Here is a 15,632-nt window from a genome sequence, read left to right as displayed (position 1 = left end):
TACGAAATTCGCCTGCCGAAAAGTACCGCCGTTTTCTAAAAAAAAACGGCATATTTATCATATTATCTGTTTTGAAAAATGACCTTTTTAGGGATTTACGCAGAATCACTTCAGCTTAATGTATGGCAGCAGCCAATCGGCATGGTCGCTGGTGTTCGAGCCCAGCGCATCCGTCACGAGTTCCAAGGTGCTAAAGCCGCGAACCGACAAGGCTGTGAACTTGGCGCGGTCCCCGCCGGCGACCCGGCCACTGCTCCACACGTCATTGCCGTCCAGCCTAATAGAAAACTCGCAATCGCCATGTGAATAAGTCTCGTCGTCAATGGCGGCACCAATGTACAGGGAATCAGCATTCTCGGGCAACTGGAACAGGAGCCTGGAGCTAGCGTGTGTGCCAATGCCGTCGCGGTAAATGCGGTTGTTCACCTGGATGGGGCGCTCCTCCACAGAGCGGTTCCTTTGCGGGCTCTTGTAATCTTGCTTAAGCACGTCCATGGGCATCTTGGTCAACAACACGATGTTGTCTCCTGTGGGGGCGGAACTGGGCTGCATCCTAATCAAAAGATTGGTCATAGAAACAAGGAGAATCACCAAGAGCAAAACATAAGGCACAAAGCGGCGCCACTTGACACGGGAAGCCAGCTCAAAAATTTTGCCCCAAACCTTGGGGAACGCGAGCGAAACCATGGTAAGCACAAGAACAGCACATGCCGTAAACGAAGCGAAATTCCAAACGCTGGGTCCCTTGAAGGGGACAATCAGCGAAATGTTCGTCATCGCAGCGAATGTCGCTAGCGCAACCCAAACAACGGCGCGGCGCGAGTCCCACACGAGCCAGCAAAGTCCCACCGGGATGGCGTAGAGCAGGTAGCGTTCGTGCATGCCCGGGAGCACGGCAAAAAAGGCGACCGCGTTCAAAAAGGCGAGCGCCCACACGGTGCGCACGTTCTTACTCAAGATAGTTTTGACCAAAGTAAAAATCGACACCAGGATGAAAAGCAACTTGCCCAGAATGCCCGGCTTGAAAATAAACCCGAGTCCCTGTTCAGAGAATCCCCATACGAGTACAGTGTCGGGGACGGCGTTGCCCACCCACAGGTACCACAGGTTGGCGGCATTGAACGTCGCATAGGGGTACTGTTCCGTAGTCTTGACGTAGGCACGGGAGAGCATGTCGAGCAAGTTCCCGCCAATGGCAAACGGCAAAAGCACCACCAGCGCCGCAGGCACAATGAGTGCAAGTCCTTTCCAGGAACGGCGCCAATGCTTGAGGAACAGCCCGCCAAACACCGGCAAAAAGAGGATCATCTGGAACTTGGCGAGGAGCGAGAGCACGTAGAACATGGGTCCGAACTTTGTGGTACGGCGGAAGCACATGCAGTACATGGCAGCAATCGCGAACACCACCGGAACCAAGTCCACCTGTCCCCAAATGGGGCCCGCAATCAAAATCGCCGGGTTCAGCGCAATAAAGCCCGCCAGCGCGTGGCGTTTCCACTCGGGGTATAGGAAACGGTCCATAAAGCGGCAAAGGCCGTCGAGCAAAAGCAGGTGCGAAAAATACACGGGCCACAGGCACATGAACTTCAAAAAAAACGTCTTGCCGATGCCGATACCAAACAAGCTATGGATATGCGCCACCACCCAGAGCCAAAAGACGTAGACCGGCGGGTAGTTGCCCCTGAAGTTTCCGAAACCGCCGTCCACCAGCTGCTGCGTCCAGCCGACCCAAAAACTTTGGTCGCCGTCATAGCCCTCGGCATAGGTGCAGAAGAAATTCGCAAGCAGGCAAACGACTCCCCAAAAAACAAAAAAACGCGTTCTTTTTACATAATCTAGCATGAGTCTATACCCTTACGCCCCCAAAACGACAATCGACGCGCTCACCGCAAAAATAACAACGGCGGTCCACCCGCACACCCGGCGCTTGACGCTGGCGCCATCACCGCAAATGCCCTCGGCGGTAAACGGAAGCACACTGAGGAGCACCGGCACAATGTAGCGGAAATCGTTGCTGCACGAGAACGGGTACTTGAGGCGGAGCGCGATCATCGATACAAAAAAGGCGAGCATCTGCGTAACCAAAACCACATCGACCCTGTTCCACTTTTTGCGCCAGAGACCCGCCATCGTAAAGCCGACGAGGATTACAAAGCAGAAACTCGCAAGGCATGCAAACCACTTGCCCGCGTCGGTATTCAAAAGCGTGAATTCGCCGAACAGCGAAGTTTTGGCGAGGTAATTCCAAAAATACTGGCGGCCGAGTTCATCGTGCCACGGGTCAATGTAGGGGTTCGTGAGAAACTTTTGCAAGTCGAAGTACAAGAAGTTGCCAGGGCTGTTCGTGACGAGCACTGTGTTATCGTTGCCCGCCGCGTTGGCGACCACGCTATTGGTGAGCGTTAAGAAAGCGATCCAACCGCCAAGCACCACGAGGAGCCCGATGGAGACCCACTCGAGCTTGCGCGGCTTTGCCGTAAAGACGCGCGGCACAAAATGCACCAGGACGGCGACCCCGATTGCCGCAAAGGCGATGGCGCCCGAGGTTTTGGTCCAGTAGGCGAGCGTCGCCGCGACCACAGCCGTGATGAGGAACTGCCCCTTGCTCGTCTTTAGGTAGTTCAAAACGCCCCAGAGACTTACCGCATAGAAGGCGTAGAGCAGGATATCGTTACCCACCCGTGGCGACGCCAACAAGAACGAGGGCCACACGCTCCACAAGAGCCCGGCGATAAGTCGCGAGTTCCCGTAGAGGAGCGCCTTGATGCACGCAAGGCCAAAACCGAGCGCCACCAGCGAGAATATAAAGTCGAGCCACTGCACAAACGAGAAGGGCGATGCGTTCAGGAACTTGGCCAGGCTCCATGAGCCCGCCGAGAGCACGTAATAAACCGGCGGGTGGTAGCAGCTCCAACATTCCTTGTCGCCGGGGATGTGGTGCTTTTCGGCAATGGTCTGGATGTAGGCGATATGGCCGCCCACGTCGTGACCGCGCTCGTCGTAAAAAGTGTTCTGTGTATACCCGACTCGCAAAAGGAGGCCCAAGAAGAAACAGAACAACAGGCGCTTGTCAATGCGAAGGCGCGCCCCCACCATAAACACCAACAAACCAAGCAGCGCATAGAACGCCACCGAGAGAATCGCCGGAAGGACCCCGTGGGTGCTGAGCGCGGCGGTGATGCCGCCCAGACCCGAGTTGTTGTGCATCTCGAAAACCACATGGTACTTGCCCGAGCTCTTGGGGCCCAAAACGCGTTTAAACTCGTCACTCCCCACTGTAAAGCCCTGGTTCCAGCTGCAGTAGCCGGGATAGTTCGTGTGCGGGAATACGACGCCGTTCACCGTCATGCCCGTGACGCAGTCGTCGGGGTGCACGTTCAGTTCAAAGGTTCCTGCAAGGCCAAGATTCAAGTCCATCTCGACCGTGAAGGGCTCACCCGTTTGCATGGGAGTGCTGATGGGAAGAAGTTCGTTGGTGGTGGAACCGCCACGATGGAACAGGACGTTCGAAATCGAAGAACCGCCCGCATACTGGAGGACGGCCATCACGACCATAGCAAGGGCAATCACTATCTCTGGGAACTTCTTGACGAACTTCATTTTTTGTCCTCGTGGTATTCTTCTTCGCTGTTCACATTCCAGCAGTCGCGCTTGTCGGTTTTGCCCTCGCGAATGCACTTGACAGTCTCCATAGCGGTGAGCATGCTGTGGTCCATGTTATTGTAGCGGTGCATGCCGTTACGGCCCATGAGGAACAGGTTCTCGAAGCCGTCCACGTATTCGCGGACCTTGCCGAATTCGCCGTAGGTGCCAAAGTAGGCGGGGTACGCCTTCTTGATGTGGAAGCACACGGAGTCGCGCACGTCCCCGGGGCGGGCGACATCGATTTTGTCGAGTTCCGAAATGGCGAACTTGATAAAGTCCTCGTCCTTCATGTTCCACATTTCGTCGCCCTCGTTGGCAAAATACTCGAGGCCAATCCAAACCTTTTCGGGGTCGGCCACTAGGTAGGGGCTCCAGTTGTTGAACACCTGAATGCGGCCGAGTTTCACGTCGCTCTCCTGCACGTAAATCCAGTTGTCGGCGACGAACTTGAGCTTGCTCTCAGGAGAGCCCGGAGCGGCAGGATTCCTGATAAGGAGCTTGTCAAGGAGGAGCCCTACGGTTATGAAGTCGCGATACACGAGGCCCTCGGAGACGCGCTTGACTTCGGCAGGCACGGGATCCTTTTCGCCGTCCATGGCGTTCACCAGGTCCTTCACCGGCATGGTCGAGAGGAAGTAGTCACAGGGGATCGTCTCGGTAGTGGCGGCGCCGTTCCCATCTGCCGCGCGGGATTCCACAACAACGCTTGCGATGCGCCGGCCTTCGCGGTTCACCTTCACAACCGTTGAATTCATGTGGATTTCGCCGCCCAGCCTTTTCACTTCGTCGGCGACGGTTTCCCAAAGTTCACCCGGGCCTAGCTTCGGATAAAGGAACTGCCCAATGAGGCTCGTCTCGGTATTTTTTTGACGGATGTCCGCACCGTTCGCGGAGTCCGCCCCCTTGGCGGAACCTGCAAAAATTTGGCGCAGCGCGTGGAGCACCGTCTTGGTAATGGAGAGGCCCTTGATACGCTGGCCACCCCAGTCGGGGCTGATTTCGCTGCACGGCACACCCCACACCTTCTCGGTATAGTCGCGGAAGAACGTGCGGTAGAGTTCCACGCCAAAGCGGTTGATCATAAAATCTTCGAGGCTCTTTTCCTTGCGCTTGGGCGTCACCTTCACCTTGAGGTAGCTCATGCCTATCTTGAACATGCGCCAAAGCCCAAGGCCCTTGATGGTCGCCCCGTTCAGGCTCACCGGGTAGTCAAACAACTTGCGCAAAAAGAGGATGCGGCTGAGGCGGCTGCGGCAAAGCATCACGCGGTCGCTCTTTTCGGGATCGGGACCGCCCGCGGCAAGAGGGACACTTCTGCCAATGGCGATATCGTCACGGGAGGCGCTCCCCTGCAACGGCAAAATTCCCTGCCACCAGTCCATCACGGCGTCACTCTTGCTAAAGAAGCGGTGGCCGCCAATGTCCATGCGGTTACCGTTGTAGCGGGCCGTGCGGGAAATGCCGCCTAGCACGTCTTCGGCTTCAAAAACAACCGGTTTAACATCGGTGGTACGGAGCAGTTCCAATGCCGCGGTAAGCCCAGCGGGACCTGCACCGGCAATAACGGCAATCTTTGAATCTTCAGAGACCATTCTAAACGCTTCCTTCTTCTATTTTTTTCCCGCGAAAGAGAATCACCTTGCGGGCACCAAAATTCCACATAAAAACAAGGGCTGCCGCCACCATCTTGGAAAGCATCTCGTTGAGCTCGGCAAAATCGACCAGCAGGAACATTGTGAGTTGGTTGAGACCGACCCCCGCAAAACCGATAATCGAAAAAATGGAAATCTCGGCAGCGCGGTTCTGCACATTCCTTTTGCATGCCGAAAACACCCAGACAATGCTGATGTAATAGTTGATGGCTAGACCGCCCAGGAGGCCCATCAAATTCGCCAGCAGGTAGTGCCAACCAAAACCATACAAGAACAGGGCGAAGAGTCCAAAGTCGACAAAAAAGGCAAGACCGCCCGTCACCACGTAACGGATGAACTGCCCCAAAAGAGTCTGCCGCGGCGGCAGGCTGGATCTAAGTTTTCCTTTGGACGATAATTCCTTTTCCACGTTTGAAAAATAATAAATTTGTTGTCTAATATCGCCCCGGAACTTTTATGGAATCAAAAAGAATCGAATATATTGACACCGCCAAGTTTTTGGCCATGATACTGATTGTATTCTCGCACGGTGCCAAGGAAGGGAACCTAATCGCCTTCCTCTTTTCGTTCCACCTGCCTGTATTCTTTTTTCTCAACGGGATGACGCTTAAAATCGGAAACCAGACCTTTGCCGATTTTTTGGTGAAAAAACTCAAGCGCTACGTGTTGCCCATGTTCGGGCTAGGCATATTATGCGTCTTATTTGACTACCTCATCCGTTCGCTCACCAACACACATCTTACCGACCACGATATTTTATACGGTTTCTCCAGAATTATCAACCAAACAAGGGCATACGCCATTTGGTTCCTGACCGCACTCTTCTTTGTGGACCTGATGCTGTTCGGGCTCATTTTCACGTACTTCGGCTATGCGTTCCACCACCCCAAATGCACCAAGGTGTACAACCTACTCACTCGCAGGCGGATGGTCGGCTTCATTGTGGGGCTCTGCCTCATGTACGTCACCTACCTCCTAAGCGTTTACAACTACACTACGCAAATCGCCCACCTAGAGATGTTTTCCCGCATTTACAGGGCAGCCTATATCACCCTCCCCTGCGCCTTAATTGGGTGTTTCGGTTTCACGCTTTTGTGCAGAGGCATCACAAACCCAGTCTTGGCAAAGCCGGTCGAAATAAACCTCGCCCTGCTCGCGTTCCATCAGGTATTGGCATTCCCGCTCTTTATGAACTTCATCGCCAAGGACTGGTGGATTGCCGTGTGGTCTCTGCCCACGACCGACCCCCGATTTTTGGCATACGTATTGACCGCGACCGCCTTTGCCATCGCACTCTCGGCGGCCATCCACTTTTTACTCAAGTACTCTCCCTTGAGCCTAATAGTGAACCAGCCTCTACCCGACTTCTACAGAAAAAAGAGCCTTCACTAAAGCAGTCATGCTCTGATGGTCAGCCACGGCCATCATCTCGCGAATACTGTGCATGCTGAGCATGGGTTCACCAACATCGACCGTCGGGATTCCAAGCGAAGCCGAAACCGTGGGGCCCACGGTGCTGCCGCACGGCATATCGCCGCGCGTCACAAAAACCTGCAACGGAACTTTCGCCACCTCGCAAAGCCTTCGGAGTTTCGCGGAACTCAACAAGTCGCTTGCGTACTTCTTTTGCGAATTTGTCTTGAGCACAACGCCGCCGCCCAAAACAGGCGCATGGTTCTCTTCGTGCTTTTCGGGGTGGTTCGGGTGTACCGCATGGGCCATGTCAACAGAGAGCGCGAAGGAGGACTCTAGGGGGAAATCCACCGGGAGCGCGACTGCACCAACGGATTCCGTTTGGCGGCAAGCCGACCAAACCGCCTCAAGCGTCGAACGCACAAAATTGCCTGCAGCGCCGTCGCGACTCACGCTGCCCACCTCTTCGTTGTTCACAAAGCAGGCAACGCAAACATCGTCCGCCGCCGGTTCTGCCGTCAGCAAAGCCTCGGCAATGGCGTGGCAGCTGGAGAGGTTATCGAGCCTGCCCGAGTACACCCATTCGTTTTCAAGGCCACCATATATGGCCACCTGGGAGTCAAAGAGCTGTACATCGAAATCCAGCAGGCGCTCCCCCTCGGCGAGCTCGGACCGCAACACATTCACAAACTTCGTCGTTTGATTCGCCGTAAACAAGGCGTCAAAATCGGTTTGCGAGTTCACCTTGAGCCCATCCTGGTTCACGCTACGGTTCAGGTGCACCGCCAACTGCGGGATGCGGAGCAGTGCCTGGCCACGCACCAGCTTCGTTTGTACCCGGCCTCCCTTTTCGTAGGCAAGCATGCCGGCATAGCCCAGGTCGCGGTCGAGCCAACTGGTATAGAGAGGGCTCCCATACACTTCGGCATGGAGTTTGAGCACGCCACCCGACACCTTGTCGGGGTTCGGCGTGATTTTTAGCGCCGGGAAATCCGTATGGGCCAGGGCCAGCCTAAAACGGGTCTTCGTCGTAAAGTTTCGCGGCATGCGGAAAGCGACCAGGGCGCCGCAACGCTCCACAAAACACGCCTTTCCCGACGCCAGGGGCGTACCCAAAGCCGCATCCATGCACTCGAACCCTGCCAGGGAGAACTCCCTGCGCAAAAATTCGACCGTATGGTAGGGGGTTACCGAATAGTTCAAAAACTCCAAAAAATTCATATAAACTCCTGTTTCAAACTTCAAAATAGAAAAGGATTTATCCTAAAACCGCATTTTATGGGTATTTTTGCTACGTAATATTTATATATATTTCGCACTATGAGACTCAAGCCTATTAAACATATCAACTGGATGGAAATGTCCGGACTTTTAGTCGGCATCTTCTTTACAGCTGCAGTCCTGATCTTTGGGCTTGTCCTCTATACAAAGCTTTTTAACAGCGGCATGATCGGCGTCGAGGAGTACAAACTCCACAGCTCCTTCGAAAAGGCCATGGGCCTCCGTCCTGGCACCCGCGTCCAAATCAGCGGCGTGGACGTCGGACAAATTTCTGACATGAAAATCGAAGGCGATGGCGTGTTCATGGAGTTCACCATCCGCAAAGAATTCCAGAACTGGATTACCGACAGCGCCACTGTTTACGCCATCCGCGACCAGAACGTGATCTCGGCTCGTGTGATTACCATCGACTGCCGCCGTGGCAAAGGGCGTGTTCTTGAAGAAGGCGACTACCTGCCCGCAGGCAAGGCGCAAGACATCGAGACCGTCCTTGAAACAGCCAACGAACTACTGGGCCGCGTAAACAAGCTCATTGACGCCGCCGACACACTGGTCGCCATGACCATGGACACAAGTACGACCATTGGCGCCGTATTCGGTTCCCGCACGCTTTACGACAACCTCAACAGGCAGCTCAACCGCCTCGACATGATTACCTACGCCGGAAAGAACGCCCTTGTCAAGACGAGCAACCTGCTCGATACGCTCAATGTGGCGGTTCCTCCCCTGCTGAACCGCGTCGACGGGATAACCACAGACCTTTCGACCATGGTCACCGAATTCAAGCCACTCCCGCAAAAGGTGGACACCCTCCTTGCCAACGTGGACGGGCTCATGGGATCGGTTGACTCTACCATGGGGCGCGTCGACAACCTCTTGGGTGATGCAGGCAAAATGCTCACCGGTCTCGGCGACTTTATCGAAACGACCGAAGGCACCCTGCAAAACGCAGACGACTTGATGGACGGCATCTCAAACATGTGGATAGTCCGCAGATCCATGCCTAAAAAGGATTCCGTCCCGTTCATGGTGGAGACTCTATGGTAAAACGTCTCGCCATACTCACTTTGCTGGGCTTGTCCGCCTTGGCTAGCGCCTCCGAATCGGGAACGCTCTCGGCAAGGGCACAACGGTCATTCAACGCAGGCAAGTTCGCCAAGGGTTACGGTCAGCTGGAACGCGCTCTGCTCGCCAGCCGCAAAGAATCGGACCTCCTCTCAGAAGGCCGCGTGCTCATTGCCATGGCGCAAATCCGCACCATCAGTTTGGACTTGGACTTCGCCGACTCCCTGCTTTCCATTGTGCGCAAAGAGGTTCTGGACAAGAACACCAGCACCAGTTTTACCAAGGCCAAAGTCGCCCTCGCTAACGCGCGTGAAAACTACAGCGACGCCGCCAAGCTTTGCAGTTCCGCAAACGCCGATTCCGTCAAAAAGTCCGACGAGAACACCCGTGGAGCTTTTTATGGCGAATGCGCCATCGCCAGCGCGGGTGTCCGCCATAATGACGACGCCCAGGAATACTTGAAGTTGGCAGGCAAGGCCACCAGCAAAAAAGGCGGCTTTTACGCCTACACGGCGGCACAAATGGCCGAATTGAACGGGAACATCAGCGAGGCCGACTCGCTCTACCGCGTCGCCGAGGCTAAATCCATCCAGGGCAACAAGCCCTACACAACGGCGACCATCCTGTACAAGCGTTCCAAGCTCAAGAGCACGCCTAACGACGAAAAGGAAGACTTGAAACTGCGTTGCAAAAACGCATTTGAGCTGATGGGGCTCCCCAACAACGCCAAGCGCTGCGGGGAATAGTTACAAGTTATTAGTTGTTGGCGGGAGTTCCCGTTGCATTCTCTGCGGGAGTTTCGACTACGACCGCCTCAGTCGCGGTTGTATCGGCAGGCGCTTCTTCTGCCTTTTTCTCGACCTTTTTCAATGAAAGCAGGTGTGCAAAGGCGTAGCGCGGGTAAACCTTACCGTCGGCAAAGGCGTCGATGGTCGCCTTCACGTCGTTGTACACCGTAGAATCGGCCCCTGTTCGTGAACCTACCCCGCGGTACCCCAGTACGCGAAAGGTCTTGTTGTAGAAACTTTCACGGAACTTCTTGAAGCGGGGCTGCATCACGTCGTTCATGATCATCTCGAGCGCAGTCTCAGTCTGCTCGGCATCAAGCTCGAACGTGCGGTACATCAGGCGGATATGCTGGGGAATAGTCGTGTCGGGACTATCGAAATAGGGACGCATCACATCGGCAGCCGCATGCGGGTCGGGGTAAGGTCCCTTTGAGAGGCGGAGCGCAAACCCCACAGCAAGGCGCCAGTGGTCCGGGAAATTCCTGAGGGCTCGGCGCATCACAATAAAGTCGGTCGTGTCCTGCGTATCTATCGGGGTAATGCTACCGACAAAGTAATAGGGCGTGTAGAACAGGCTATCGAGTTCGGTGCAGATATTCGCCACATGGCTCAGGTAGTTGTACTCCTTGCCCGAAAGGAAACTATCGCCCAGTTCGGTAAGGCCCTTAATCCAAAAGAGCCCCGCCACGGAGGCGTTGTTGCCTGCAGCAATGTACTTGACCGAAGAAACCTTGGGCAAGAACGATTCGTCAAAGTTCGTGCTGGGGAGCGGCTTCGCAAAATGGAAGGCGACCGCAATCACGGTAATGGCGAACAAGATGCAAGCAAGAAACCTCATAGGAACCTCTTGCTACTAAAGGGTGCAAGCCTCGGCCAAACGCTCCAACGCGTCAATGCAATCGTTGGCGTAGTTCGCCGGCGTATTGTTGCGCTGCCAGGCAAAATTCAAACCGCTCGAGCTGTTGAGCACATGGAACTTGTGCTTGCCGCCGCCGTTTGCAATCGCCGTCAAGACAGTCTTGGCGTCACCGCCCTGGCCACCGGGCACGCCCGGAATCGAAACGCCAGGGATGAGGAACGGTATCTCGTGCCCCTTGGCGGCACAGTAGGCTGTGATCTGTTCCAGTTCTTCGGGGTGGGTTGCACCCACTACGGCACCGAGGTAACCAAGGCTACCGTCCCATTCCATAATCTTGTCTGCCACCGAGTAGAACGCCTGCGCCACATCGCGCGGGTCATCGCTACGGATGACCGGCATGTCCTGGAAGTCGTGGGCGCCCTTGTTGCTCGTGCGGAGCAGCACATAGGCGCCGTTCTCGGAATTCTCGCGAATGAATGGGCCAACGGAATCGGCACCCATCCACGGGGAAACCGTCACCGCGTCGGCCTTGTAAACGTCGTAAGCGGCAGCGGCGTAGGCAGCACTCGACTTGCCGATGTCACCGCGCTTGGCATCGAGAATCACCGGGATGCCGGCGCTTTTGTAGGCCTCGATGAGTTCCTGCAACACAAGTAAAGCCTGCACGCTAACACTTTCGTAATAAGCGCTGTTCGGTTTCACCACGGCGGGAGTCACATTGCGCTTGAGGGCGCATTCCAAAATATCGAGGTAAAAACGCTTGATTTTTTCTTCGGCGCTCCCTTCGACCGGAATGAGCTTGAGCACAGGGTCCATGCCCAGGCAAACCGGGTTACCGCACTTGGCAATACGAGTCTCGAGACGTTCGTGGAAGTTCATTACTTGAGTTCCTTCTGGATCTGGGCGGCCTCATAGGAGAGAATTCCATGGGCCACAGACACATTGAGAGATTCCAGTTCGCTGCTCATCGGGATCTTGACCGTTTCGTCGGCAAGTTCAATGAGGCGCGGGTTGGTACCGGCGCCCTCGTTACCCACGAGGAAGGCCATTTTGCGGAGCTTGTGCGCCGGAATATCGCGAAGACTCTGCTTGGCGTGCAAGTCCGTCGCAATCACGGTATATCCCTTGCTGTGGAGGAAGTTGATGTGGTCCACCATATCGATATCGAACTCGAACGGCACACGAAGGAAGGTGCCACTGGAACCGCGAACCACCTTGGGGTTGAACGGGCTCACCGTACCACTGCCGAGGACCATGCCATCGGAATCAAAACCGAGACTCGTGCGGAAGAGCGTCCCGAGGTTACCCGGATCCTGCACGGCGTCCACCAGCGTAATCACGCTGCGGCTGGATTCATAAACAGGCTTGGTGTTGGCGATGCGGCAGTAGGCAATGATGCCCTGCGGCGTCACCGTAGACGACAGCTGTTTCATTTGCTCTGCCGTCAGCATGTGGATGGTGATTTCAGCATCGTTGATTTTTTCGATGAGCTCTTCGTTCTCAAAGCCTTCGACAGCGTAAACAGAGATGACGACTTCGCGATGCTTGGTCACCAGTTCGTACACCACGTGGATGCCTTCGCCAAGGAAACAACCTTCACGTTCGCGGCCCTTTTCGGTCGTGAGCGCCAAAAGCTTGCGGAACCAGGGCGGATTCGAAACAGGGTCGGCATTGCTCTCCGCCTGGGCGGCGCGTGCTTCAAGGGCGGCTTCGTCCAAAGCTTCGTCGGCAACGACTTCGGCCTTTTGCTCGGGACGCTGGCGGTAAACCGGAGCGTGCTCCTCAGGGTTGAAGCTGCGGAACGGGCGGTCCCCGCCACGGCCAAAGCGGCCTCCGCGGCCACCAAACGGCTTGTCGCCAAAACGGCGCGGACGGCGTTCGCGGTCAAAGCGGCCATCGCCTTCACGACGGCTGCCATCTTCGCGCAGGCCATACGAACCACGCGGGCGATCGCCACGGAACGGACGGTCATCACGACGGGGACGGTCCCCAAAAGTACGACCCTCTTCACGACGATCATCACGGCGTTCACGGTCTTCACGAGGGCGACGTTCGTCCTTCTTTTCGCTCACGCCGAACTTACGGTCAAAAGTGCTACGCACAGTGCGCTGCGGTTTGTTTTCTTCGCTCATAGTTTTTCCAATAATTGTTTTGCGACGGACTCGCCGTCAATTTTCAAGAGTTTGTACAAATCCTGGATATTGCCCTGTTCCACAAAACTGTCTGGGAGACCGAAACGGAACAACTTCTTGTCGGTGTAACCGAGGTCGGTCAAAAGATCCAGAACGGCGGATCCGTAGCCGCCGATACGGGTGTTGTCTTCCAGAGTGACAATCACCTTGTGGGAATCAAAGAGGTGGCGGTAGCAATCCTCATCCAGGGGCTTGATAAAGCGGGCATCCACGAGCGTCGGGCTGTATCCGTTTTCTTTCAAGACCTTTGCCGTCTTCTTCAATTCGTTCGTCATAAAGCCTGCGCCAAGCAGCAGGATGTCTTTGCCCTGTTCCAGAACCTTCGGACACTTGGCATCAAAGGCTCCAGACGGTGCGGCGAGTTCCTCGGCCAAAGCCGTGCCGCGGGGATAGCGGATAGCGACAGGGCCTTCCATGTCGATGGAGGCTGTTATCATATCCCTAAGTTCGTTTTCGTTGCTGGGCGCCATGAGGGTAAGCCCAGGAACAGTACGCAAGAACGACAAGTCAAAAGCGCCATGGTGCGTGGGACCATCGGCACCCACCAAGCCGGCGCGGTCCAGCACCAGCACCACGTGCAAGTTCTGCAAAGCGATGTCGTGTATAATCTGGTCATAGGCGCGCTGCATGAACGACGAGTAGATGGCGACCACAGGCACCACGCCATCGCAGGCAAGCCCCGCGGCAAACGTCACCGCATGTTCCTCGGCAATACCCACGTCAATCACGCGGTCGGGCAATTCCTTCGCCACAATATCCATGCCGCAGCCAGTAGGCATGGCGGCTGTGATGCCCATAATGCGCTTGTCCTTTTTCGCAAGTTCCAAAAGCGTCGTACCGAACACGCTCGTGAGCGACGGGTTCTTTTTTCCCGGCGCCAGCGGAAGACCGCTCTCGGGGTCGAACGGACCTGTACCATGGAACTTGGTTGGGTTCTTTTCGGCGGCATCAAGACCGCGCCCCTTCTCGGTCAGCACATGCACAATGCACGGACCCGGTTGGGACTTCACGCGCTGCAATATCATAATCAGCTCGTTGATGTCGTGACCGTCGATAGGTCCAAAGTAACGAATGCCCAAATCTTCGAAGAACGCCCCCGGCTTCACGGCGTTCTTGGCGGCTTTCTCGACCTGCAAAAACAGGTCGCGGAAACGCATTCCCAACACGCCCGGTAGGCGTGTCATGAGGCGGTCCAGGTCAGAGCGCATCTTGTTGTAGACGGGGTCCGAAATCACGCGGTTCAGGTACTTGCTGAATCCGCCCACGTTCGGGGCGATGCTCATCTTGTTGTCGTTCAAGATGATGGTCATGTTCTGCTTGGCAAGGCCTGCATTGTTGAGGGCTTCGTAGGCCATACCACCAGTCATAGAACCGTCACCAATGACCGCCACCACGTTGTTCTTGCGGTCAAAGTGGTTGCGGGCCACAGCAAAGCCGAGCGCCGCAGAAATGGAAGTGGTGGCATGCCCCGCGCCAAAGCAGTCGTATTCGCTCTCGTGGCGCTTTAAAAAACCCGAGATGCCGTTCTGCTGGCGTAGGGTGTCAAAGCGGTCATAGCGGCCTGTCAAAAGCTTGTGCACATACGCCTGGTGACCCACATCCCACACAATCTTGTCGTCGGGAGCATTGAACACATAATGGAGCGCAAGCGTCAACTCCACGACACCAAGGCTAGAGGCCAAGTGACCGCCGTGCTTGGCGACCTGGCCAATAATTGTCTCGCGCACTTGCGAGGCGAGGTCATACAGTTCCTCGACCGAGCAGTGCTTTATGTCCTGGGGACTCTTTACGTTTTTGAGTTCCATTACTTAACCCTGGTAATGATAAACGCGGCGATTGCACGAAGGATGCCCGTATCGCAGCTGAGGCCATCCAAAACGCGGATGGACTCGTCATAAAGTTCCTTGGCGCGTTCCCTCGACTTTTCGAGACCCACGATGGAGGGGTAAGTCGCCTTACCCTTCTCGATATCGGAACCGGCGTCCTTGCCCAGTTCCTCGGTCGTAGAGACGATGTCCAAAATGTCGTCCACAATCTGGAAGGCAAGCCCAATGGAGCGGCCGTAATTGCGGATAATCTCCATGTCCTTCTCGCTAGCGCCTGCAAGCAGGGAGCCCACCAAAAGCGAGGCCTCGATCAGGGCCGCAGTCTTGTGGTAATGGATGTAGTCGACGATTTCGAGGCTCACCTCTTTGCCTTCGCATTCAATGTCGGTCATTTCTCCACCGATCATGCCGTAAGTCCCAAGGAGGTGCGCCAAAGTCTCGATGGCCCTGGCATTGCCCGTTTTGGCAATCAGTTCAAACGCCTGTACGCAGAGGGCGTCCCCCGCCATCACAGCGGTAGCCTCGCCAAACTTTTTATGGCTCGTAAGCTTGCCACGGCGGTAGTCGTCGTTATCGACGCACGGGAGGTCGTCGTGAATAAGGCTAAAGGTGTGGAGCATCTCAAGGGCACTGGTCGCGTACCAAACGGAATCGCCCTTACCACCAAACATGTCAAAAGTCGCCTTGACAAGACCGGGGCGCAAACGCTTGCCACCGGCAAACATGGAATAGCGCATAGCCTCGTGCAAACGGCACGGACGGTCCTCTACCGGAGGGAGATGTTCATCAAATTTAGCTTCCGCTTCTTTGGCGATGCGGGCAAGATATTCTTGAGCAATAACCGCTTCTTTTTCAATAGATTGCATACCTACCAAAGATACTTAAAAAAGGGCCACCAAACAATGGTTACA

At 55.4% G+C, this 15,632-nt stretch carries 13 protein-coding genes; 3 read left to right on the top strand and 10 right to left on the bottom strand.

Annotated elements, in window-relative coordinates:
- Positions 1-105: 105 nt before the first annotated feature.
- Genes BUB55_RS03115 through BUB55_RS03100 form a run of 4 tightly spaced genes read right to left on the bottom strand, consistent with a single transcriptional unit; the run spans position 106 to position 5,706 of the window.
- On the bottom strand, positions 106-1,842 hold the full coding sequence (locus BUB55_RS03115) for an NPCBM/NEW2 domain-containing protein (protein WP_073188129.1): 1,737 nt from the start codon (positions 1,840-1,842) through the stop codon (positions 106-108).
- Between the two features lie 12 nt (positions 1,843-1,854).
- Complete coding sequence (locus BUB55_RS03110) at positions 1,855-3,600, bottom strand: glycosyltransferase family 39 protein (RefSeq protein ID WP_073188127.1); 1,746 nt, start codon at positions 3,598-3,600, stop codon at positions 1,855-1,857.
- Positions 3,597-5,237, bottom strand: coding sequence for an NAD(P)/FAD-dependent oxidoreductase (locus tag BUB55_RS03105; protein ID WP_073188126.1), 1,641 nt, complete (start codon positions 5,235-5,237; stop codon positions 3,597-3,599). The genes BUB55_RS03110 and BUB55_RS03105 overlap by 4 nt, the downstream gene beginning before the upstream one ends.
- Before the next feature lies 1 nt (position 5,238).
- Complete coding sequence (locus BUB55_RS03100; RefSeq protein ID WP_234971778.1) at positions 5,239-5,706, bottom strand: GtrA family protein; 468 nt, start codon at positions 5,704-5,706, stop codon at positions 5,239-5,241.
- 47 nt (positions 5,707-5,753) lie between these two features.
- Between BUB55_RS03100 and BUB55_RS03095 the strand changes: the two genes are divergently transcribed.
- Positions 5,754-6,689 carry an acyltransferase family protein gene (locus BUB55_RS03095; RefSeq protein ID WP_073188124.1) on the top strand — a complete coding sequence of 312 codons (936 nt, stop codon included), beginning with the start codon at positions 5,754-5,756 and terminating at the stop codon, positions 6,687-6,689.
- On the opposite strand, the gene BUB55_RS03090 is transcribed toward BUB55_RS03095, so the two are convergent.
- On the bottom strand, positions 6,654-7,931 hold the full coding sequence (locus BUB55_RS03090; protein WP_073188241.1) for a M18 family aminopeptidase: 1,278 nt from the start codon (positions 7,929-7,931) through the stop codon (positions 6,654-6,656). The two genes, BUB55_RS03095 and BUB55_RS03090, sit on opposite strands and share 36 nt — an antisense overlap.
- A gap of 99 nt (positions 7,932-8,030) precedes the next feature.
- Here BUB55_RS03090 and BUB55_RS03085 point away from each other — a divergent pair, with 99 nt between their 5' ends.
- The gene (locus BUB55_RS03085) at positions 8,031-9,038 is read left to right on the top strand and encodes an MlaD family protein (protein WP_073188122.1); all 1,008 of its coding nucleotides are present in this window, start codon (positions 8,031-8,033) and stop codon (positions 9,036-9,038) included.
- The gene (locus BUB55_RS03080) at positions 9,032-9,802 is read left to right on the top strand and encodes a hypothetical protein (protein WP_073188121.1); all 771 of its coding nucleotides are present in this window, start codon (positions 9,032-9,034) and stop codon (positions 9,800-9,802) included. Before BUB55_RS03085 ends, BUB55_RS03080 begins: the two co-directional genes overlap by 7 nt.
- A gap of 10 nt (positions 9,803-9,812) precedes the next feature.
- Here the strand turns inward: BUB55_RS03080 and BUB55_RS03075 are convergent, their stop codons facing one another.
- From BUB55_RS03075 to BUB55_RS03055, 5 genes are read right to left on the bottom strand one after another with little or no spacing between them, the layout of a single operon-like run.
- Positions 9,813-10,682 carry a hypothetical protein gene (locus tag BUB55_RS03075; RefSeq protein ID WP_073188119.1) on the bottom strand — a complete coding sequence of 290 codons (870 nt, stop codon included), beginning with the start codon at positions 10,680-10,682 and terminating at the stop codon, positions 9,813-9,815.
- Between the two features lie 15 nt (positions 10,683-10,697).
- Positions 10,698-11,582 carry an orotidine-5'-phosphate decarboxylase gene (gene pyrF / locus BUB55_RS03070; protein WP_073188117.1) on the bottom strand — a complete coding sequence of 295 codons (885 nt, stop codon included), beginning with the start codon at positions 11,580-11,582 and terminating at the stop codon, positions 10,698-10,700.
- The gene (locus BUB55_RS03065) at positions 11,582-12,835 is read right to left on the bottom strand and encodes a TrmH family RNA methyltransferase (RefSeq protein WP_073188116.1); all 1,254 of its coding nucleotides are present in this window, start codon (positions 12,833-12,835) and stop codon (positions 11,582-11,584) included. The genes pyrF and BUB55_RS03065 overlap by 1 nt, the downstream gene beginning before the upstream one ends.
- Complete coding sequence (dxs, locus tag BUB55_RS03060) at positions 12,832-14,700, bottom strand: 1-deoxy-D-xylulose-5-phosphate synthase (RefSeq protein WP_073188114.1); 1,869 nt, start codon at positions 14,698-14,700, stop codon at positions 12,832-12,834. Before dxs ends, BUB55_RS03065 begins: the two co-directional genes overlap by 4 nt.
- Complete coding sequence (locus tag BUB55_RS03055; protein ID WP_073188112.1) at positions 14,700-15,587, bottom strand: polyprenyl synthetase family protein; 888 nt, start codon at positions 15,585-15,587, stop codon at positions 14,700-14,702. The genes dxs and BUB55_RS03055 overlap by 1 nt, the downstream gene beginning before the upstream one ends.
- Positions 15,588-15,632: the final 45 nt, after the last annotated feature.

Source organism: Fibrobacter sp. UWP2 (genome assembly GCF_900141705.1).
In the GTDB taxonomy this organism is placed as follows: Bacteria; Fibrobacterota; Fibrobacteria; order Fibrobacterales; family Fibrobacteraceae; genus Fibrobacter.
Note: the sequence above shows the minus strand (reverse complement) of the source record. Positions and strands in the feature narration are given on the sequence as shown.

Excerpts from the sequence above, each read along its gene's own strand:
- BUB55_RS03110 (WP_073188127.1), bottom strand. The coding sequence starts at position 3,600 with ATGAAGTTCGTCAAGAAGTTCCCAGAGATAGTGATTGCCCTTGCTATG.
- dxs (WP_073188114.1), bottom strand. The coding sequence starts at position 14,700 with ATGGAACTCAAAAACGTAAAGAGTCCCCAGGACATAAAGCACTGCTCG.
- BUB55_RS03090 (WP_073188241.1), bottom strand. The coding sequence starts at position 7,931 with ATGAATTTTTTGGAGTTTTTGAACTATTCGGTAACCCCCTACCATACG.
- BUB55_RS03080 (WP_073188121.1), top strand. The coding sequence starts at position 9,032 with ATGGTAAAACGTCTCGCCATACTCACTTTGCTGGGCTTGTCCGCCTTG.
- BUB55_RS03055 (WP_073188112.1), bottom strand. The coding sequence starts at position 15,587 with ATGCAATCTATTGAAAAAGAAGCGGTTATTGCTCAAGAATATCTTGCC.
- BUB55_RS03075 (WP_073188119.1), bottom strand. The coding sequence starts at position 10,682 with ATGAGGTTTCTTGCTTGCATCTTGTTCGCCATTACCGTGATTGCGGTC.
- BUB55_RS03105 (WP_073188126.1), bottom strand. The coding sequence starts at position 5,237 with ATGGTCTCTGAAGATTCAAAGATTGCCGTTATTGCCGGTGCAGGTCCC.
- pyrF (WP_073188117.1), bottom strand. The coding sequence starts at position 11,582 with ATGAACTTCCACGAACGTCTCGAGACTCGTATTGCCAAGTGCGGTAAC.
- BUB55_RS03085 (WP_073188122.1), top strand. The coding sequence starts at position 8,031 with ATGAGACTCAAGCCTATTAAACATATCAACTGGATGGAAATGTCCGGA.
- BUB55_RS03065 (WP_073188116.1), bottom strand. The coding sequence starts at position 12,835 with ATGAGCGAAGAAAACAAACCGCAGCGCACTGTGCGTAGCACTTTTGAC.
- BUB55_RS03115 (WP_073188129.1), bottom strand. The coding sequence starts at position 1,842 with ATGCTAGATTATGTAAAAAGAACGCGTTTTTTTGTTTTTTGGGGAGTC.
- BUB55_RS03095 (WP_073188124.1), top strand. The coding sequence starts at position 5,754 with ATGGAATCAAAAAGAATCGAATATATTGACACCGCCAAGTTTTTGGCC.